Below are 16,164 nucleotides of genomic sequence, written 5' to 3' on the forward strand. Positions count from 1 at the left end.
TCGTGGACATGGTGATGACCGCCAAAGAGGTCGTGGAAGAGGTAAAGGCCTACGTCGTTTATTCGACCATGGCGACCTTCATATTATGGTACTTTCGTTAGTCGCTAAAAAACCAAGCTATGGCTACGAAATTATCAAGGATATTCAAGAAGCCTCAAATGGCTTGTATGTGCCAAGCCCGGGTGTTATTTATCCCACTCTAACCCTGTTAGAAGAACAAGGCTTCTTGGAGTCTCAGATTGTTGAACGTAATCGAAAAAGTTTTACGATTACGCCGGAAGGCTCTGATCATTTAGCTCAAAATAAAGAAATTGAAGCGGTTATTGCTCGCAAACTGGCTAAAGCACGTGATATGCAACAAGGCAGTAATTTAGCAGAAGACATTGAAATGGCAGTCAGTCGTTTTAAAGCTTTATTACGTCACAAAATGGTTTTAAAACAACTAAACGAAGAGCAGACGCGCCAAATTGCCTCCATCATCAATGATGCAGTAAAACAAATTGAAGAAGTGAATACATTATTAACTAATAGCGATGAAGATTAATGTAGCTGTCTGGCATTAAACCACCTCATTTCTTTTTTATCCGGCCAACCTTATGCTTTAACAGAGCGCAATGTTGGCTTTTTTATTTGAGCTCCACTCGCAAACGCACTAAAACAGTGCAAAATAGTCATTTCATGCACTAATATAGTGCAATACGACCAATGCAGCATGATGAAAATCCCTCGTCCTCACGTAACAATCAGTATTTGCTATAATTAAAAAGTTGGCACGCTTTTCGCTTATCTATTTATAGAGCGCGTACTAACCACTTTTATATGACTAGCACGCCAGACAAACAACAAACACGCCCTCAAAAATAGCTTGTGATTTGTTGATTAGACCCGACCAGGAGAGCCGAGATGTCCGCTGAACATGTTTTATCGTTAATTAAAGAGCACAATGTTAGATTTATTGATCTGCGTTTTACCGACACTAAAGGTAAAGAGCAACACATCACTATCCCTGCTCACCAAGTTGACGAAGACTTCTTTGAAGAAGGCCAGATGTTTGATGGTTCATCTATTGGTGGCTGGAAAGGCATCAATGAGTCAGACATGGTATTAATGCCTGACGCGTCTACCGCGATGTTAGACCCGTTCTTTGCCGATATCACATTGATTATACGCTGCGATATTTTAGAGCCGGGCACAATGCAAGGTTATGACAGAGACCCACGTTCAATTTCAAAACGCGCAGAAGATTTCCTGCGCTCCAGCGGGATTGCTGATATCGTTCTCTTTGGACCAGAGCCTGAATTTTTCGTTTTTGATGACATTCGTTTTGGCAACAACATGCACGGTAGCTACTACCATATCGATGATATCGAAGCTGCATGGAATACAGGAACCAAATACGAAGGTGGCAATAAAGGCCATCGCCCTGCAGTAAAAGGCGGTTACTTCCCCGTTCCACCGGTTGATTCATCACAAGACTTGCGTTCAGCCATGTGTACCACAATGGAAGAGATGGGCTTAGTTGTTGAAGCTCACCACCATGAAGTAGCGACCGCAGGCCAAAACGAAGTGGCTACCCGCTTTAATACCATGACCAAAAAAGCGGATGAAACTCAGATTTATAAATATGTCGTTCACAATGTTGCCCATGCATACGGCAAAACAGCGACCTTTATGCCAAAACCTTTAGTGGGTGATAATGGTTCTGGTATGCACTGCCATATGTCTTTATCTAAAGGTGGTGTGAACCTGTTCGCAGGTGACAAATACGGCGGTTTATCAGAAATGGCGCTGTACTACATCGGCGGTATTATTAAGCATGCACGTGCGCTGAACGCATTTACTAACCCAACCACTAACTCATACAAACGTTTAGTTCCGGGCTTTGAAGCGCCAGTCATGTTGGCATACTCTGCACGTAACCGCTCTGCTTCGATTCGTATTCCAGTGGTTGCGAGTACAAAAGCACGCCGTATTGAAGTTCGCTTCCCAGACCCTGCAGCTAACCCATATTTAGCGTTTGCAGCCCAGCTAATGGCGGGTCTTGATGGCATCATCAATAAAATCCACCCTGGCGATGCGATGGACAAAAACTTATACGACTTACCACCGGAAGAAGCCAAAGAAATCCCAACAGTTTCAGGTTCTTTAGATGAAGCGTTAGCCGAATTAGATAAAGACCGTGAATTCTTAACCCGTGGTGGTGTATTCACTAATGATGCTATCGATGCCTATATCGAATTAACCCGTGCCGACATACAACGTGTTCGTATGGCACCACACCCTCTCGAATTTGAAATGTACTACAGTGTGTAACACGCCGTTCCACTGTTAGTCTTTGTTGCCGTGAAGCACTTGCCCCATCTTTCGATGGGGCCTTTTATCTCTAAGGTACTTACGCAACAAAAATCAAATATCGGTTGTTTGGTCTATCAGGTATAATGCACCAAAATAGTGCAGGAGCAACATTACATGAAAACCGAACACTTGCCAGCACCGGAACATATTCTCGACTCTCTCATTAATAGCGTGCTAATTTTGGATTACGACTTGGTTATCCATTACGCCAACCATGCTGCACTCCAGATCTTAACCCAAAGCCAGCGCAAGCTATATGGTACGCCTCTCCCCCTGTTATTCAGCTATTGTTCACTCAATGATGAACTGATGCTCAATAGCCTAAAAGAAGGCCATAGCTTTACCGAAAATGAAGTCACTTTAGTGTTTAACAACCATTCTCATGTGATGTCGTGCAGCGCCCAGCCTTTTTCAGAACAATTTATTTTAGTTGAGCTTTCACAATTAGATAGCCAGCGACGTTTGAGCCAAGAACTCGCACAAAATGCCCAGCAGCTCGCTGCCCGTGAACTGATCCGTGGGCTTGCTCACGAGATTAAAAACCCACTCGGGGGTTTGCGAGGCGCTGCGCAACTGCTCTCTAAAGCGCTGCCTGACCCACAATTAAATGAATATACTCAAGTGATTATCGAACAGGCCGACCGCCTGCGAGCACTGGTTGATAGGCTACTTGGGCCACAATACCCGGGGCCGAAAACGCAACAAAGTATTCATCATATTATGGAAAACGTAACGCGGTTAGTGTCATTAGAAAAACCCGATAATGTAACACTAACTCGTGATTATGACCCAAGTTTGCCTGAATTAGAGTATTACCCGGACCAAATCGAGCAAGTGCTTCTAAATATCACCCGAAACGCCTTACAAGCCCTCGCCGAAACGGGAGGTTATATCACTTTGCGTACACGAACAGCTTTTCAAGTCACATTGCAAGGTGAACGTTATAGATTAGCTGCACGTATTGATATTGAAGATAACGGCCCCGGTATTCCATTGGCAATTCAGGATACGTTGTTCTATCCCATGGTCAGCGGACGAGCTGATGGCACAGGGCTTGGCCTGTCGATTGCTCGCAGTTTAGTTGACCAACACGCAGGAAAAATCGAATTTACCAGTTGGCCGGGCCACACTGAGTTTTCCATTTATCTGCCAATTAAGAAATAGGAGATAACCATGACGCAGGGAAAAATTTGGGTGGTTGATGATGATAGCTCCATCCGTTGGGTACTTGAGCGCGCATTAAATAACGCTAACTTTGCTTGTACCTGCTTTGATAGTGCGAATGCAGTGCTCAGCGCATTAGAAAACTCACTCCCTGATGTGTTGTTATCAGATATCCGTATGCCAGGAAAAAATGGTATTGAGCTACTAAATACCATTAAACAATCGCACCCCCTTTTACCGATTATTATCATGACCGCACACTCTGACCTTGATGCTGCCGTGAATGCCTACCAATCAGGTGCTTTTGATTACTTGCCAAAACCTTTCGATATTGATGAAACCGTTGCCTTGGTCGAACGTGCACTGAATCATAGCCGTGAACAAAACCATGCAGGCCGTGAAGCTAAACCAGCCACCCCCGTTGTTTCTTCGACAATGATCGGTGAAGCACCAGCAATGCAAGAGGTTTATCGTATTATTGGCCGTTTATCACGTTCATCAATTAGTGTACTTATTAATGGTGAATCAGGTACCGGGAAAGAACTGGTTGCCCACGCTTTACATCAGCACAGCCCTCGCGCCGATGCCCCTTTTATTGCACTAAATATGGCAGCCATCCCCAAAGACTTAATTGAATCAGAGCTATTTGGTCACGAAAAAGGCGCTTTCACCGGTGCGAGCCAAGTACGCCAAGGGCGATTCGAACAAGCCAACCATGGCTCGTTATTTTTAGATGAAATCGGTGATATGCCCCTTGATGTACAAACTCGCTTGTTACGTGTGCTGGCGGAAGGGCAATTCTACCGTATTGGCGGTTATACCCCAGTCAATGTGGATGTGCGGATTATTGCAGCAACCCACCAAGACCTCGAAAAACGGGTTAAAGAAGGCTTATTTCGCGAAGACTTATTTCATCGGTTAAATGTCATTCGAGTGCAATTACCGCCATTACGCGAACGCATTGAAGATATCCCGCGTCTCGCCGATTATTTTTTACAAAATACGGCTAAAGAACTCGGTGTCGAGGCTAAGGTTCTCCACCCCGATAGCGAAAAAATTCTTCAACGCTATTACTGGTCGGGTAATGTTCGCCAATTAGAAAATGTCTGCCGTTGGTTAACCGTGATGGCGGCAAGCCAAGAAATTTTACCGCAAGATTTGCCCGATGATTTGCTAGAAGAGCGCCCACAACAAAATACAGTGGTAAAATCATCGCAAGCCGATGCCATGCCAACACAATCATTGTCATCGCACAATCCGAGTTCTGCCGCTCAGTGGTTTGAATTACTTGAAGAGTGGACCGATAACGCCTTAATAGAAGGCAAAGAAAACCTCTTTGCACAGACTATTCCCTTATTAGAGCGAACAATGTTAAATTGCGCGTTGAAATACACCAATGGACACAAACAAGAAGCCGCCCGTTTATTAGGTTGGGGAAGAAATACGTTAACTCGAAAATTAAAAGAGCTAGGAATTGAATAACTTCAAATGTTCACTATCATATTAAGATAATGTACGAAGTAATTTATTACTTCATACTTATCTTAATATTAAATAATTAGACCTTGATATTCAGGAATTAATTATTGATTTTACTATTCCAACACCAATTAACACAATGAATAATAAACAAAATAAAAAAAAGATATTGCAAGCAGAAAGCTTATTATCACCTGAACAGAATTTCAATTTATACAAGTAGCATTAATACAAAAATAACGTCGTTTATAGGAAATTTATAACAATGAACACTGTAGCTTAAACGTATCTATAAATAAGAAACTTCTTATGTAGCCTTAGCATAATTAATTAAAATTAAGGCTACTCAATTGAATTTAATCGAAGATATTCAAAGGGTAATTTAATGTTTTCTGAAAACCGAGATTAATCACCCTGCAATTTTCATTCATATCCTGAATGGTAATAACCTTTATTTATTCAAAAAATGAAATAAGTAGCACTTTTAGACCTACGAAATTCGATAGTTATACTATTATTTCGTTTTACGATAGTACAAATAAAACATTCTTCAAATGTGGTCTGATGTGCCAGGGCCTTATAAACCCAAATAATCACCATATGAGAGACAAATTAAATTTATCTCCCACATTATAATTATTCTTAGTTTTATATCGTTATTTCACTTTAGTAAAAAACTCATCTAAAAATATATTTACCTTAAGATAAAATAGAACTTCAATTGCTCTCCCATACGGTGTTAACTTAATTAAAAAAATTAAATACTTCAAAATTTAATTATATTTTACCAAATTTTACAAAACTTGTTTATTTTAAAAAATAGTTTCAAAATACTCTCCAATTGAGTAATTGGTAATTCCACCTACTCAATGAAAAATAAATAATTATCTTTTGGAGAAAAACAAATGAAAAAAAACTTACTTGCATCATTAATTGCTGCAACCTCAATCTTTGCTGTTAATAATGCATTAGCTGCAGATGGTACTATCGACTTTACCGGTGAAATCATTGACCAAGCATGTGAATTAGCTGCGGGCTCTGACGCATTAAAAGTAAACTTAGGCCAAGTATCTAAAAAGGCATTACCAACTGCAGGAAGTACTGCTGCTGCAACTAAATTTACTATTAAATTAATTAACTGCCCAGCTACAGTGACAACGGCTTCAGTTAAATTCGATGCTGACTCTTATATTGGTGACGATGAAGTTATTAAATTAAAAGAAGAAACCGGAGTTGCAACAGGTGTAGGCATTCAAATTACTGACGATACTAATAAAGTCGTTCCACTATTTACCGCATCTAAAGCATACCCATTGAAAGAAAATGTAGAAAATAATTTAGATTTCAGAGCGCGTTATATTGCCAAAACTGACTCTGTAACACCGGGTCCAGCGAACGGTACGGCAACTTTCACAATCAATTATAACTAAGTAACAAATAAGGTTTAAATGGAATTGAACCTTATCTAATAACATTCAATGGTGGTATTATGAGATCTATTATCTATATTTTTATTTCTTTATTTCTGCTAATAAATACTGCAAATGCAGGCGTTATTATTGGTGGAACTCGTGTTATTTATAATGAGGGAAACAAAGATGTTAGTATCAGTGTAGAAAACCCAGATAAGATCCCTTATTTAATTCAATCCTGGATAGATAATATAGATGAAAAAAAACAGTCAGATTTCACTATAACACCACCATTATTTAGGCTTAATGCTGAAAAAACAAATGCACTTAGAATATTTTTAACCGAAAATAAACTACCGAATGATAGAGAATCATTATTCTGGCTAAATATAAAAACGATCCCAGCAACAGAAAGAACAGAAAATTCATTACAAATTGCCTTTAAAACACAGATGAAACTCATTTATCGTCCTAAAGCTTTAAAGGATGTCAATTTTATTGAAGAGCAAAAAAAATTAGTATGGTCTAAATCTGGGAATAAAATTACAGTTAATAACCCAACACCTTATTTTATGAATTTTCAGAGCATCAGCTTTAACGGAACAAAAGCTAATGATGTTTCTTATGCTGCACCTTTCTCAAACGCAACTTTCGAGATTAATAACTCAAATACCAATGGAACAATTAAATGGGAAGTTATTAATGATTATGGCGCCGCACCAGAAGCACTCGAAACGAAAATATAAAACTATAAAATAAGTTGGGCTTTATCATGAAAATAAATAAAATATCTCTAGGCCTACTATTATATTTAGGCTATACCGCATCGTTATATGCTGAAGAAAAAACAGAAAACAATGTCTACTTTGATCCCGATTTCTTAGAGTTGCCGAATAAAGACTCAGTTGATTTATCACAATTTGAGAATAACGAACAATTAGCTGGTGACTACTATGTTGATATTTATGTCAATACTAATTTAATTGGTGCTAAAAATCTTAAATTCGAAAAAAATAGCCAGAACCAATTAATTCCGTGTTTATCACTTGCTGACATTAAAGAATTTGGTATCAAAACAGCGGAATACCCTGAATTGCAAACAGCAGGAAGTCACTGTGTCAATCTTGCCGCGATCCCTGATGCCACCAGTAACTTTGAGTTTGATTCTCAACGTTTATATTTAAGTATTCCTCAAATCGCATTAGACAGAAACCCAAGGGGTTACGTTGACCTAGCTAATATTGATAATGGGATCAATGCACTGTTATTAAATTATAGCTATAACGGGTCGAAAAATTATGATCGTAAAAAAAATGGCTCAGATAATACATCCCATTATGTGAATTTAAGACCCGGTTTAAATATTGGAGCTTGGCGGTTACGGAATTACACCACATGGTCAAGCAATACTGACCAATCTGGTAAATGGGACACCATTTATACCTATGCATCACGTGGCATAAATAGTATCAAAAGTCAGTTAACCTTGGGGGATAGTGTCTCACCTTCGATGGTTTTTGATAGCGTGCCATTTCGCGGAGCTCAGCTTGCGACAGATGATGATATGTCCCCTGAAAGTTTGCGCGGCTATGCACCCGTTGTACGCGGGATAGCGCGTAGCAATGCACAAGTAACGATCCGCCAAAATGGCTACATTATCTACCAAACTGAAGTGGCAGCGGGCCCTTTTGAAATCACAGACTTATACCCAACAGGGGGAAGTGGAGATTTACATGTCACCATCAAAGAATCCAATGGGAGCGAGCAATATCAAATCGTTCCTTTTGCTTCATTACCCGTATTACAGCGTGAGGGGTATTTTTCTTATAGCGTAACAGGCGGGGAATACCGCGCTTATGACAGTAGCATTGATAAAACTAAATTTGGTCAGTTTACCTTAATCTATGGTTTGCCTTACGGTATCACTGCTTATGGTGGTAGCCAAGTCAGTGAGCACTACCAATCTTATTCTATTGGTACGGGTCAAAACCTTGGACGGTTTGGTGCATTATCTATTGATGTTACTCATGCAAATTCAACGCTAAGTAATGATGTTACGGAAAAAGGTCAGTCATACCGTTTTCGCTATAACAAAAATATCAACGACATTGGTACTAATATTGCTTTGGCAGGTTACCGTTATTCCACTAAAGGGTTCTACAGTTTAGCGGAAGTCTTTGATGGCTATAGAAATACGAATTATGTTCCTGAGATTGAGCGCCGCCGTAATCGCGGTGAGATCACTCTCAGTCAAAATTTAGGAGATAGCTTTGGTTCAATTTCAGTCGGTTATATCAATGAGGACTACTGGAATAGTGACCGCAAAACACAATCTGCCACCGTGGGTTACAACAATAGTTGGCAAGGCATCAGTTATAGCTTGAATTATACCTATAACAAAAATACCAATAGTTACTCCTATAGCTCCGGAAGCCGCACGAAAAGTGAAGATAATCATCAACTTGCTTTCTCTGTCAGTGTACCGTTTAGCGTGTTTGATAATACTTTCTACTACAACTTTAACAGTAACAGCAGCAGTAATGGTCCAAGCACAGGCAGTATCGGGCTTTCCGCCTCTCAGCTCAATAACCGCTTAAATTGGAGTATGCAACAAGGCTTTACCACTCGAGAACAAGGCACTAGCGGTAATATGAATGCCTCTTATAAAGGGCAATATGGTGAAGTTTCAGGCGGAACTGGCTATAGCAAAGACAACTATAACCTCTATTACGGGGTTAATGGTAGCTTAGTGGCTCACTCTGGCGGACTAGTTCTTGGCCAGCAATTAGGCGAAACCGCGGCTATTGTAGAAATCCCTGACGCGGGTGATGTTCCTATTTTAAACCAAGCTGGGGTGGTAACAAACAACCAAGGTTATGCGCTCGTACCTTATGTCACTGCTTATCGCAAAAATGTGATTGATATCGATACCTCAGGACTACCTGAAAATACCGAAATGGAATTAACCAGCCAAAGTGTTGCTCCAAGTCGTGGTGCACTGGTGAAAGCCAATTTTGCAGCGAATGTCGGGTACCGTGCCATCATGATATTAAGTTTTGCTGATGGTAAACCCGTGCCTTTCGGTGCTCAGGCCATATTTAAAGATAATCCACAGCTAAATAATATAGTAGGCAATGATGGTGAAATTTATTTATCTGGCTTAGCTGAAAACGGCAGTTTTATTATTCAATACAACGATAAACAGCAATGCCAAGTAAATTATAACTTAGCGGGTATATCGAATTATATGGGGTTATATAAAACAGCAGCGGTTTGCCGATAATAAGGAATAAATAATGAAACATTTTATTTATAAATCAATATTGGCTGTGAGTTGTATATATTTATACTCAGGATATGCTAATGCAGCTTGTACCTTAAATCCAAATTTAAATAATAAACTAGCTAACGTACCGGCTGCAGTATATAACGTTCAATATGATGATAACACACCTAGAGATTTAGGTTCTCTCAGCGCTAGTTTTTCATCAACATCTCAGTGGGTAGCTAGTGATTCGAGCTCTTGTGCTACTTCATACTTAACAGGTAGTTTTATAAATAGCTGGTCACCAAATGCCAATAAAGTTGCCCTGTCTAATATTTCTGGTATTGGTATTTCTGTTACAACTGCAGGCATTGGAGCATTTAATGCATCATGGGATAAAAATAACGCAAATTATAATATATTAACAACGAATTGGAGTATCACAGTAAAAAAACTCGGTTCGGTAACACAAGGTGGCACATTAAGAGCCGGAAATGTTGCAAGGCTAACCGTAACTTACCGTGCACCAACAAATGTGACTTGGACTCTAACAACTTTAAATATGCCTACCAATGCTATTCGTATCAATGTACTTAGCTGTTCATTAAAGAATAATCAGTCAACCTACAATATTGATATGCAAGATTGGTATGATACACAATTTCCCAATATAGGCTCGACCAGCACACCGATTGATATTCCAATTACATTAACTTGTGCAGCTGGCACCAATATTAAAGCAACAGTGACAAGCTCTAAATATGAAGATACAGCTACCGGAAAATTAGGTTTAACTGGTACTAATAGTGCTACAGGAATTGCCGTTCAGTTACTGGATAAAAATAATAATCCGATCAAGTTGAACACGTTAAATAGCCTGCAAAATAATGTGCCGGCTGGTGATTATATGTTTAATTGGAAAGCTCGCTATATAAAAACGGCAGATAATATCACGCCGGGTACAGCGAATGCCTCCGCTACTGTAAATATCCGCTATGAGTAGGAATAAAAAATGAAAATAATACCTAAAAATTTACTTTTACTTAGTAGCTTAATATTCAGTGGGAATTTATTCGCTGCTAGCACTGTCACGTTAAATTTCACCGGTAATATTAGAGCGGCAACTTGTAATATTACTGGTGGTAATAATATTGATATTGACCTGAAAAGTATTTCAGCTGATGTATTTCGCAATGCGAGCTCGGGTTCTAACTGGAATACATTTAATATTAGTCTCAATAATTGTTCATCTTTTATTAATCAAGTAAAGCTGACATTTACAGGGACGGCGGATACCGCGGATGTAGCAAGTTTATACAAAAATCAAGGCACAGCTAAAAACCTAGCCGTACAACTACAAAATGGTAATGGAACAACTGCATTAGGTAACCAAAAAGTATTACAAGTTCCGACAAATGGGCAAGCGAATATTAATATTCCATTACGTACACGTGCCTTTAGCTCATTAGGTAATGCCACACCAGGAACCATTTCCGCCAATATTACGGCAACAATTACCTATTTATAAAAGAGAAAATAATATGAGACATTTTATCCTATTACTATCACTAATGAGCTGTTCTTTAACTGCATTTGGGCTAACTGCAAATATTAAAGTACATGGTGTCGTTATTGCTGCTCCTTGTGAAGTCGAAAAAAATAATTATTTAATTGATTTGAAAAAAATTAATATTTGGAATATCAAAGATACGCAGAAATCTCCGTGGGTTAATTTTTCCGTGAAGCTAAAAAATTGCCCTGTCGGTACCACTATAGCTGTAATGAAAATATCTGGCACTCCGGATGCAACAGTCACGGAACATTTTATTAATAATGGTACGGCGAAAAATGTGGCATTAAATTTAGCCAATACTACCAATAAAACAACAATAAAAAATGGTGATACGATTACTGCGAATGTTAATACACAAACACGAAATGTTGAAATTCCATTATCGGCAAGAGTATCCGGTTATGGCAATGGAATGATTGCAGGTTCTTTTAAAAGCCACTTAGAATTCACATTTACTTATCAATAATCAAATATAATTTCTTATTATAATCACACACACCTTAATAGGAGATAATGATATGCCTAGCCACTACCCTATCTCAAAAATAATTGGCAATAAAATCACTTATTATCGAAAAATGAAAGGAATGACATTAGAGAATTTATCTAAAGTAGTAGGAGTGAGTGAACAACAGCAATCACGCTATGAGCGTGGTATTAATCGAATTAATATTGATAGGCTTTATCATTACTCTAAGATATTTGAAATTGATATTATAGATTTTTTTATTTTCAATTCTAGGGAGATCAATGAGATTGAGCATGCAAAAGAAAAATATTTAAATAAAAAAGTAAATTTTAAGGATTTTTTATGACTAAAAAGAAAATATTACTGATAATAATAGGTTCAGTTTTTGCTTATTCTGCGTATACACAAGCGGCCTGTATTCAAAACCCGAACTTACGAAATGTTGTGGTTAATGTACCTACGAAAACCTATTCATTACAATATGACGATACAGGAGCACGAGACCTCGATACTATTCGAGTCAATTTTAAAGGCTCACAAGTCAATACATTTTCAGGCCCAAAAAGTAATGGCCAATGCGGTGATGCCTATTTACATGCTGATTATGTGAATGGTTGGGTACCAAACGGTAATAAAATTGCAGCCAGTAATATACCGGGCATCAGCATTCAAGTAAAAGCAACGGAAATTGGTTTCTTGAACACACGTTATGGACCACCAACATTAGCTAACCCAGCTGCTTGGGGTATTCCTAACCCATATTGGACTATTACTATCAAAAAAACAGGACAAGTCACACAGGGCGGAAATTTAAAGGCAGGGCATGTGGGAAGACTAACACAGCGTAACCCTGCACCACATAACAGTACGTGGAATTTAACATCGTTGAATATTCCAGCAGGTGCAATCAAAATTAATGTATTAAAGTGTTCGACAAAAGCGAATAGTTATACGGTTAATTTGGGAACTTGGTACGATACTCAATTTAAAGCAATTGGTACGACTAGCAATAGTGTCAATATACCCATTACATTAAGCTGTGCTGCTGGCACTAATCTAAAAGTGACAGTGACAAGTAGTGCTGGGTATGTTGATACTAATACAGGGAAAATTAAACTGTCAGGACAAGGGCAAGCGACCGGAATCGCCATTCAATTATTAGATAGAAACAGCAACCCAATAAAGCTTAATTCAAAGTTTACTTTGCAAAATAATGTTGCAGGTGGCGACTATATTTTTAATTGGAAAGCTCGATATATTAAAACTGCTAATAATATAACCGCAGGAGCCGCAAATTCAACAGCGTCAGTTAATATAAGATATGAATAAATAACACTCAACATCAATCATAAAAAGAGGTTAATTTACCTACAATTTGATTTTTATTGCTAACATCGAAAAATATCATCGAACAATTGATAAATAGCAAATTTACTATTTAATAAAAATGGTTAATATAGATATATAATCTTTACATAGTGTCTAGTTAGCAATAAAAAATATAATTTTAGGAGTCTATATGTCTTATTCAACATCTCACCTAATTGGTAAAAAAATACTTTTTTATCGAAAAACGAATGGGCTTTCAATTAATGAACTATCAGAGGTTATTGGCATCAGCCCACAACAGCAATCACGATATGAAAGAGGTATAAATAGAATAACGTTAGATAGACTGTTCCAGTATGCAACATATTTTGAGATTGATATTCAATCATTTTTTCAATCTATTGATATTTAATAAATTAAGTAATAATACATAACACTAGAAAAACAAATTACATTAATAATATTTAATTATATTCACATTACAATATTAAATAAGTTAGAGAGAACATTATGAAACGAAAAATATCTAAATCTGTCGGTTTAAAAATAAGGTCATTAAGAGAAAGTCACGGAATGAGTGGTAAAGAATTAAGCATGTTATTAGGTATTAGCCAACAACATCAATCACGCTATGAAAATGGTGAGGTTAATATTCATGTCGATACCATTTACCAATTGGCACAAATATTTAATGTTTCACCAACCTATTTCTTTACTACAGCCGTCACAGAGATTAATAGTACAGAGCTCCCTATTAGCAAAAAGAATTATTTCTCGGCTGAAGCTCTGGTATTTTAACTTCTAAAGATGAGCATTATATTATGCTAGTAAATTAAATCTCGGTGCTATTTCTATTTATAGTATAGCACCGACTTATTGTTCTTTTTTAGATTCATCCACCAACCAATTATGAAATATCGCCATCGCCGGTGTCATAGCTCTCGATTTTAAACGACTTAGCCAATATCCACCTAAAGTCACAGAGATATTAAAAGGTTGAACTAATGTTCCAGCACTTAATTCATGGTTGAACATGCAACTTGGCACCAACGCTACACCGTCGGTTAATAGCGCGGCTTCAACCATCAAACGCGATGAATCAAATACAGGCCCTTTGACGCGCCATGGTTCCACTTCTGCGGCTAAAAACCATTTCTCCCATTCGTCTTTACGATATGAACGCATTAACTGGTGAGATTTTAAATCTAATGGATATTTCAGCTGATTCGCAACTTTCTCTGAACAAAGCACAGTATGCGCAGTAGAAAATAGTGGTGTATTTTCTACTAGTGGCCATAATCCTTCACCAAAACGAATAGCAAAATCAACGCCTTCAGCAGCTAAATTTACTACATTGTTATGGGTCATAATGCGTAAATCAATATAGGGATATCGTTCAGAGAATTGCGTTAACCTTGGTAATAACCAACCCACCGCAAATGTACCGACCACTGAAATACTTAAAGCTTCTCTATAATGGCCATCCTCAAATTGCAGTAATAGTGACTCTATTTGGTCAAAAGAGCGGCTCAATACGGGCAGCAAGGCAAAGCCTTCTTCGGTTAATGCCAACCCTCTAGGTAAGCGAATGAACAGTTCTAGTCCCAATTGCTCCTCTAACAGCCTAACTTGTTGACTGACAGCGGCCTGAGTGACATTCAATTCTATTCCGGCTCGTGTAAAGCTTAAATGCCGTGCGGAAGCTTCAAATGCCCTAAGTGCATTGAGGGGTAGCCGATGACGATAATTTTCTGCCATAAGATTTTCTTTTACCTCATCGAATTTTATATCGTTTTAAATAATGCTTGAAAGCATGCATACTATTTTTTAACCACGGACTACCCGCTGAAAACCGTATATTAAAGCACTTTACACTTGCTATGAAGTGCTTTCCTGTTCCTGTCAGCAATAACTTAAACTTGTACTTATTGGAATAACTCTATGAAAAATCTTTTTCGTCAGGGGCGAATTTTTGTCGCTCTCAGTGTGGCATTAACGACACTATCCACCCATGCATTCACACAAAAAGATGTCGATAATATAATTAAACCTCTAATGGAACAAAAGCAGATCCCCGGAATGTCTGTAGCCATTTCTGTTGATGGAAAACACTATATTTATCACTATGGTGTGCAGTCTAAGCAAAGTTCAGTCCCTGTCAGTGATGAGACTTTATTTGAGATTGGCTCTTTATCTAAAACCTTTACTGCTACACTCGCAGCCTATGCACAAAACCAAGGAAAACTCGATTTTTCGCAAAAGGTAAGCCACTATCTTCCTGAATTAAAAGGGTCTGCTTTCGACCAAGTGACAGTAATGAACTTGGCTACACACACTTCGGGTTTATCGTTATTTGTGCCTGATAGTATTACGAATTCAGCGGAATTAATCCGTTATTACCAGCAGTGGAAACCGACCAAAGCCATTGGGCAATATCGCTCTTATTCAAATCTTGGTGTGGGATTACTCGGTATCGTTACAGCAAAACAACTCAAAATGCCATTTGAACAAGCGATGGAAAAATTGATGTTGCCTGCACTTGGATTAAAACATACTTATATTCATGTGCCTAAAAACCAACAGAAAAATTATGCCCAAGGTTATAATAAGAACGATCAACCCGTTCGTGTGACACCACAAATTTTAGATGCTGAATCTTATGGTTTAAAATCTAATGCTAAAGATCTAATTCGCTTCTTAGATATTAATATGCAAACGAAGAAAGTAGCAAAACCGTGGCAGGAAGCCGTAGAGAACACACATACGGGGTTCTACATGACCGATTCATTTATGCAAGATATGATGTGGGAAAGCTATTCATGGCCAGTATCTCTTGCTCAATTACAGCAAGGTAATCGAGATGAAATGGCGCTCACACCGCAAAAAGTTGAAGCTATCCATCCTGTAATGCCACCTGAAACTCAGGCTTTTTACAATAAAACAGGTTCAACCAATGGTTTTGCAGCCTATGCGGCATTTATTCCTGAAGACCGAATCGCGGTGGTGATTTTGTCCAACAAATGGTATCCAATCCCTGACCGCATTACCGCGACTTATCAATTAATTGAAAAAATTAATGAATAGATTTCTGACTAAGATAAGATGCTCTAAATAGTTC

General features: G+C 38.3%; 16 protein-coding genes. 15 read left to right on the forward strand and 1 reads right to left on the reverse strand.

What is annotated here, in order from left to right; all coding sequences use genetic code 11:
- The 14 genes from PR683_RS13770 to PR683_RS13835 all read left to right on the forward strand — a co-directional run.
- On the forward strand, positions 1 to 544 hold a 544-nt coding region (locus tag PR683_RS13770), incomplete at its 5' end, for a PadR family transcriptional regulator (protein ID WP_272527718.1).
- 359 nt (positions 545 to 903) lie between these two features.
- Positions 904 to 2,313 (forward strand): glutamate--ammonia ligase, encoded by a 1,410-nt coding sequence (gene glnA, locus PR683_RS13775; RefSeq protein WP_004266097.1) that lies wholly within the window; start codon positions 904 to 906, stop codon positions 2,311 to 2,313.
- Positions 2,314 to 2,469: 156 nt separating this feature from the next.
- The gene (gene glnL, locus PR683_RS13780; RefSeq protein ID WP_272520888.1) at positions 2,470 to 3,519 is read left to right on the forward strand and encodes a nitrogen regulation protein NR(II); all 1,050 of its coding nucleotides are present in this window, start codon (positions 2,470 to 2,472) and stop codon (positions 3,517 to 3,519) included.
- Between the two features lie 9 nt (positions 3,520 to 3,528).
- A complete protein-coding gene (glnG, locus tag PR683_RS13785) occupies positions 3,529 to 5,001 on the forward strand; it encodes a nitrogen regulation protein NR(I) (protein ID WP_272520887.1) in 1,473 nt (490 codons plus the stop codon).
- A gap of 902 nt (positions 5,002 to 5,903) precedes the next feature.
- A complete protein-coding gene (locus tag PR683_RS13790) occupies positions 5,904 to 6,428 on the forward strand; it encodes a fimbrial protein (RefSeq protein WP_109912401.1) in 525 nt (174 codons plus the stop codon).
- Positions 6,429 to 6,487: 59 nt separating this feature from the next.
- Positions 6,488 to 7,156: a fimbrial biogenesis chaperone gene (locus PR683_RS13795; RefSeq protein WP_004266101.1), complete on the forward strand. Its 669-nt coding sequence runs from the start codon at positions 6,488 to 6,490 to the stop codon at positions 7,154 to 7,156.
- 26 nt (positions 7,157 to 7,182) lie between these two features.
- On the forward strand, positions 7,183 to 9,693 hold the full coding sequence (locus PR683_RS13800) for a fimbria/pilus outer membrane usher protein (protein WP_211889005.1): 2,511 nt from the start codon (positions 7,183 to 7,185) through the stop codon (positions 9,691 to 9,693).
- A gap of 13 nt (positions 9,694 to 9,706) precedes the next feature.
- Positions 9,707 to 10,678: a fimbrial protein gene (locus PR683_RS13805; RefSeq protein ID WP_272520885.1), complete on the forward strand. Its 972-nt coding sequence runs from the start codon at positions 9,707 to 9,709 to the stop codon at positions 10,676 to 10,678.
- Between the two features lie 9 nt (positions 10,679 to 10,687).
- Positions 10,688 to 11,203, forward strand: coding sequence for a fimbrial protein (locus PR683_RS13810; protein ID WP_210840378.1), 516 nt, complete (start codon positions 10,688 to 10,690; stop codon positions 11,201 to 11,203).
- Positions 11,204 to 11,216: 13 nt separating this feature from the next.
- Positions 11,217 to 11,714, forward strand: coding sequence for a fimbrial protein (locus PR683_RS13815; RefSeq protein WP_227024232.1), 498 nt, complete (start codon positions 11,217 to 11,219; stop codon positions 11,712 to 11,714).
- 52 nt (positions 11,715 to 11,766) lie between these two features.
- The gene (locus tag PR683_RS13820; RefSeq protein WP_272520884.1) at positions 11,767 to 12,063 is read left to right on the forward strand and encodes a helix-turn-helix domain-containing protein; all 297 of its coding nucleotides are present in this window, start codon (positions 11,767 to 11,769) and stop codon (positions 12,061 to 12,063) included.
- Entirely contained in the window at positions 12,060 to 13,046 is a 987-nt protein-coding gene (locus PR683_RS13825; RefSeq protein WP_109912397.1) for a fimbrial protein, read from the forward strand. The genes PR683_RS13820 and PR683_RS13825 overlap by 4 nt, the downstream gene beginning before the upstream one ends.
- 190 nt (positions 13,047 to 13,236) lie before the next feature.
- A complete protein-coding gene (locus PR683_RS13830; RefSeq protein ID WP_004266109.1) occupies positions 13,237 to 13,458 on the forward strand; it encodes a helix-turn-helix domain-containing protein in 222 nt (73 codons plus the stop codon).
- A gap of 98 nt (positions 13,459 to 13,556) precedes the next feature.
- Positions 13,557 to 13,844, forward strand: a complete 288-nt coding sequence (locus PR683_RS13835; RefSeq protein WP_042851462.1) for a helix-turn-helix domain-containing protein — start codon at positions 13,557 to 13,559, stop codon at positions 13,842 to 13,844.
- A 75-nt stretch (positions 13,845 to 13,919) separates the two neighbouring features.
- Here the strand turns inward: PR683_RS13835 and PR683_RS13840 are convergent, their stop codons facing one another.
- Positions 13,920 to 14,804, reverse strand: a complete 885-nt coding sequence (locus PR683_RS13840) for a LysR family transcriptional regulator (protein ID WP_272581820.1) — start codon at positions 14,802 to 14,804, stop codon at positions 13,920 to 13,922.
- Positions 14,805 to 14,987: 183 nt separating this feature from the next.
- On the opposite strand from PR683_RS13840, the gene ampC reads away from it, so the two are divergent.
- Positions 14,988 to 16,130 carry a class C beta-lactamase gene (gene ampC / locus PR683_RS13845; protein ID WP_110731467.1) on the forward strand — a complete coding sequence of 381 codons (1,143 nt, stop codon included), beginning with the start codon at positions 14,988 to 14,990 and terminating at the stop codon, positions 16,128 to 16,130.
- The last annotated feature ends 34 nt before the right edge of the window (positions 16,131 to 16,164 follow it).

The sequence above is a fragment of the Providencia sp. PROV269 genome, from assembly GCF_028477785.1.
Classification (GTDB): Bacteria; Pseudomonadota; Gammaproteobacteria; order Enterobacterales; family Enterobacteriaceae; genus Providencia; species Providencia rettgeri.

Bases quoted from the DNA above. Each gene is read 5' to 3' on its own strand.
- PR683_RS13805 (WP_272520885.1), top strand. From the start codon at position 9,707: ATGAAACATTTTATTTATAAATCAATATTGGCTGTGAGTTGTATATAT.
- PR683_RS13820 (WP_272520884.1), top strand. From the start codon at position 11,767: ATGCCTAGCCACTACCCTATCTCAAAAATAATTGGCAATAAAATCACT.
- PR683_RS13840 (WP_272581820.1), bottom strand. From the start codon at position 14,804: ATGGCAGAAAATTATCGTCATCGGCTACCCCTCAATGCACTTAGGGCA.
- PR683_RS13810 (WP_210840378.1), top strand. From the start codon at position 10,688: ATGAAAATAATACCTAAAAATTTACTTTTACTTAGTAGCTTAATATTC.
- PR683_RS13815 (WP_227024232.1), top strand. From the start codon at position 11,217: ATGAGACATTTTATCCTATTACTATCACTAATGAGCTGTTCTTTAACT.
- PR683_RS13830 (WP_004266109.1), top strand. From the start codon at position 13,237: ATGTCTTATTCAACATCTCACCTAATTGGTAAAAAAATACTTTTTTAT.
- PR683_RS13795 (WP_004266101.1), top strand. From the start codon at position 6,488: ATGAGATCTATTATCTATATTTTTATTTCTTTATTTCTGCTAATAAAT.
- PR683_RS13825 (WP_109912397.1), top strand. From the start codon at position 12,060: ATGACTAAAAAGAAAATATTACTGATAATAATAGGTTCAGTTTTTGCT.
- PR683_RS13800 (WP_211889005.1), top strand. From the start codon at position 7,183: ATGAAAATAAATAAAATATCTCTAGGCCTACTATTATATTTAGGCTAT.
- ampC (WP_110731467.1), top strand. From the start codon at position 14,988: ATGAAAAATCTTTTTCGTCAGGGGCGAATTTTTGTCGCTCTCAGTGTG.
- PR683_RS13835 (WP_042851462.1), top strand. From the start codon at position 13,557: ATGAAACGAAAAATATCTAAATCTGTCGGTTTAAAAATAAGGTCATTA.
- PR683_RS13790 (WP_109912401.1), top strand. From the start codon at position 5,904: ATGAAAAAAAACTTACTTGCATCATTAATTGCTGCAACCTCAATCTTT.
- glnL (WP_272520888.1), top strand. From the start codon at position 2,470: ATGAAAACCGAACACTTGCCAGCACCGGAACATATTCTCGACTCTCTC.
- glnA (WP_004266097.1), top strand. From the start codon at position 904: ATGTCCGCTGAACATGTTTTATCGTTAATTAAAGAGCACAATGTTAGA.
- glnG (WP_272520887.1), top strand. From the start codon at position 3,529: ATGACGCAGGGAAAAATTTGGGTGGTTGATGATGATAGCTCCATCCGT.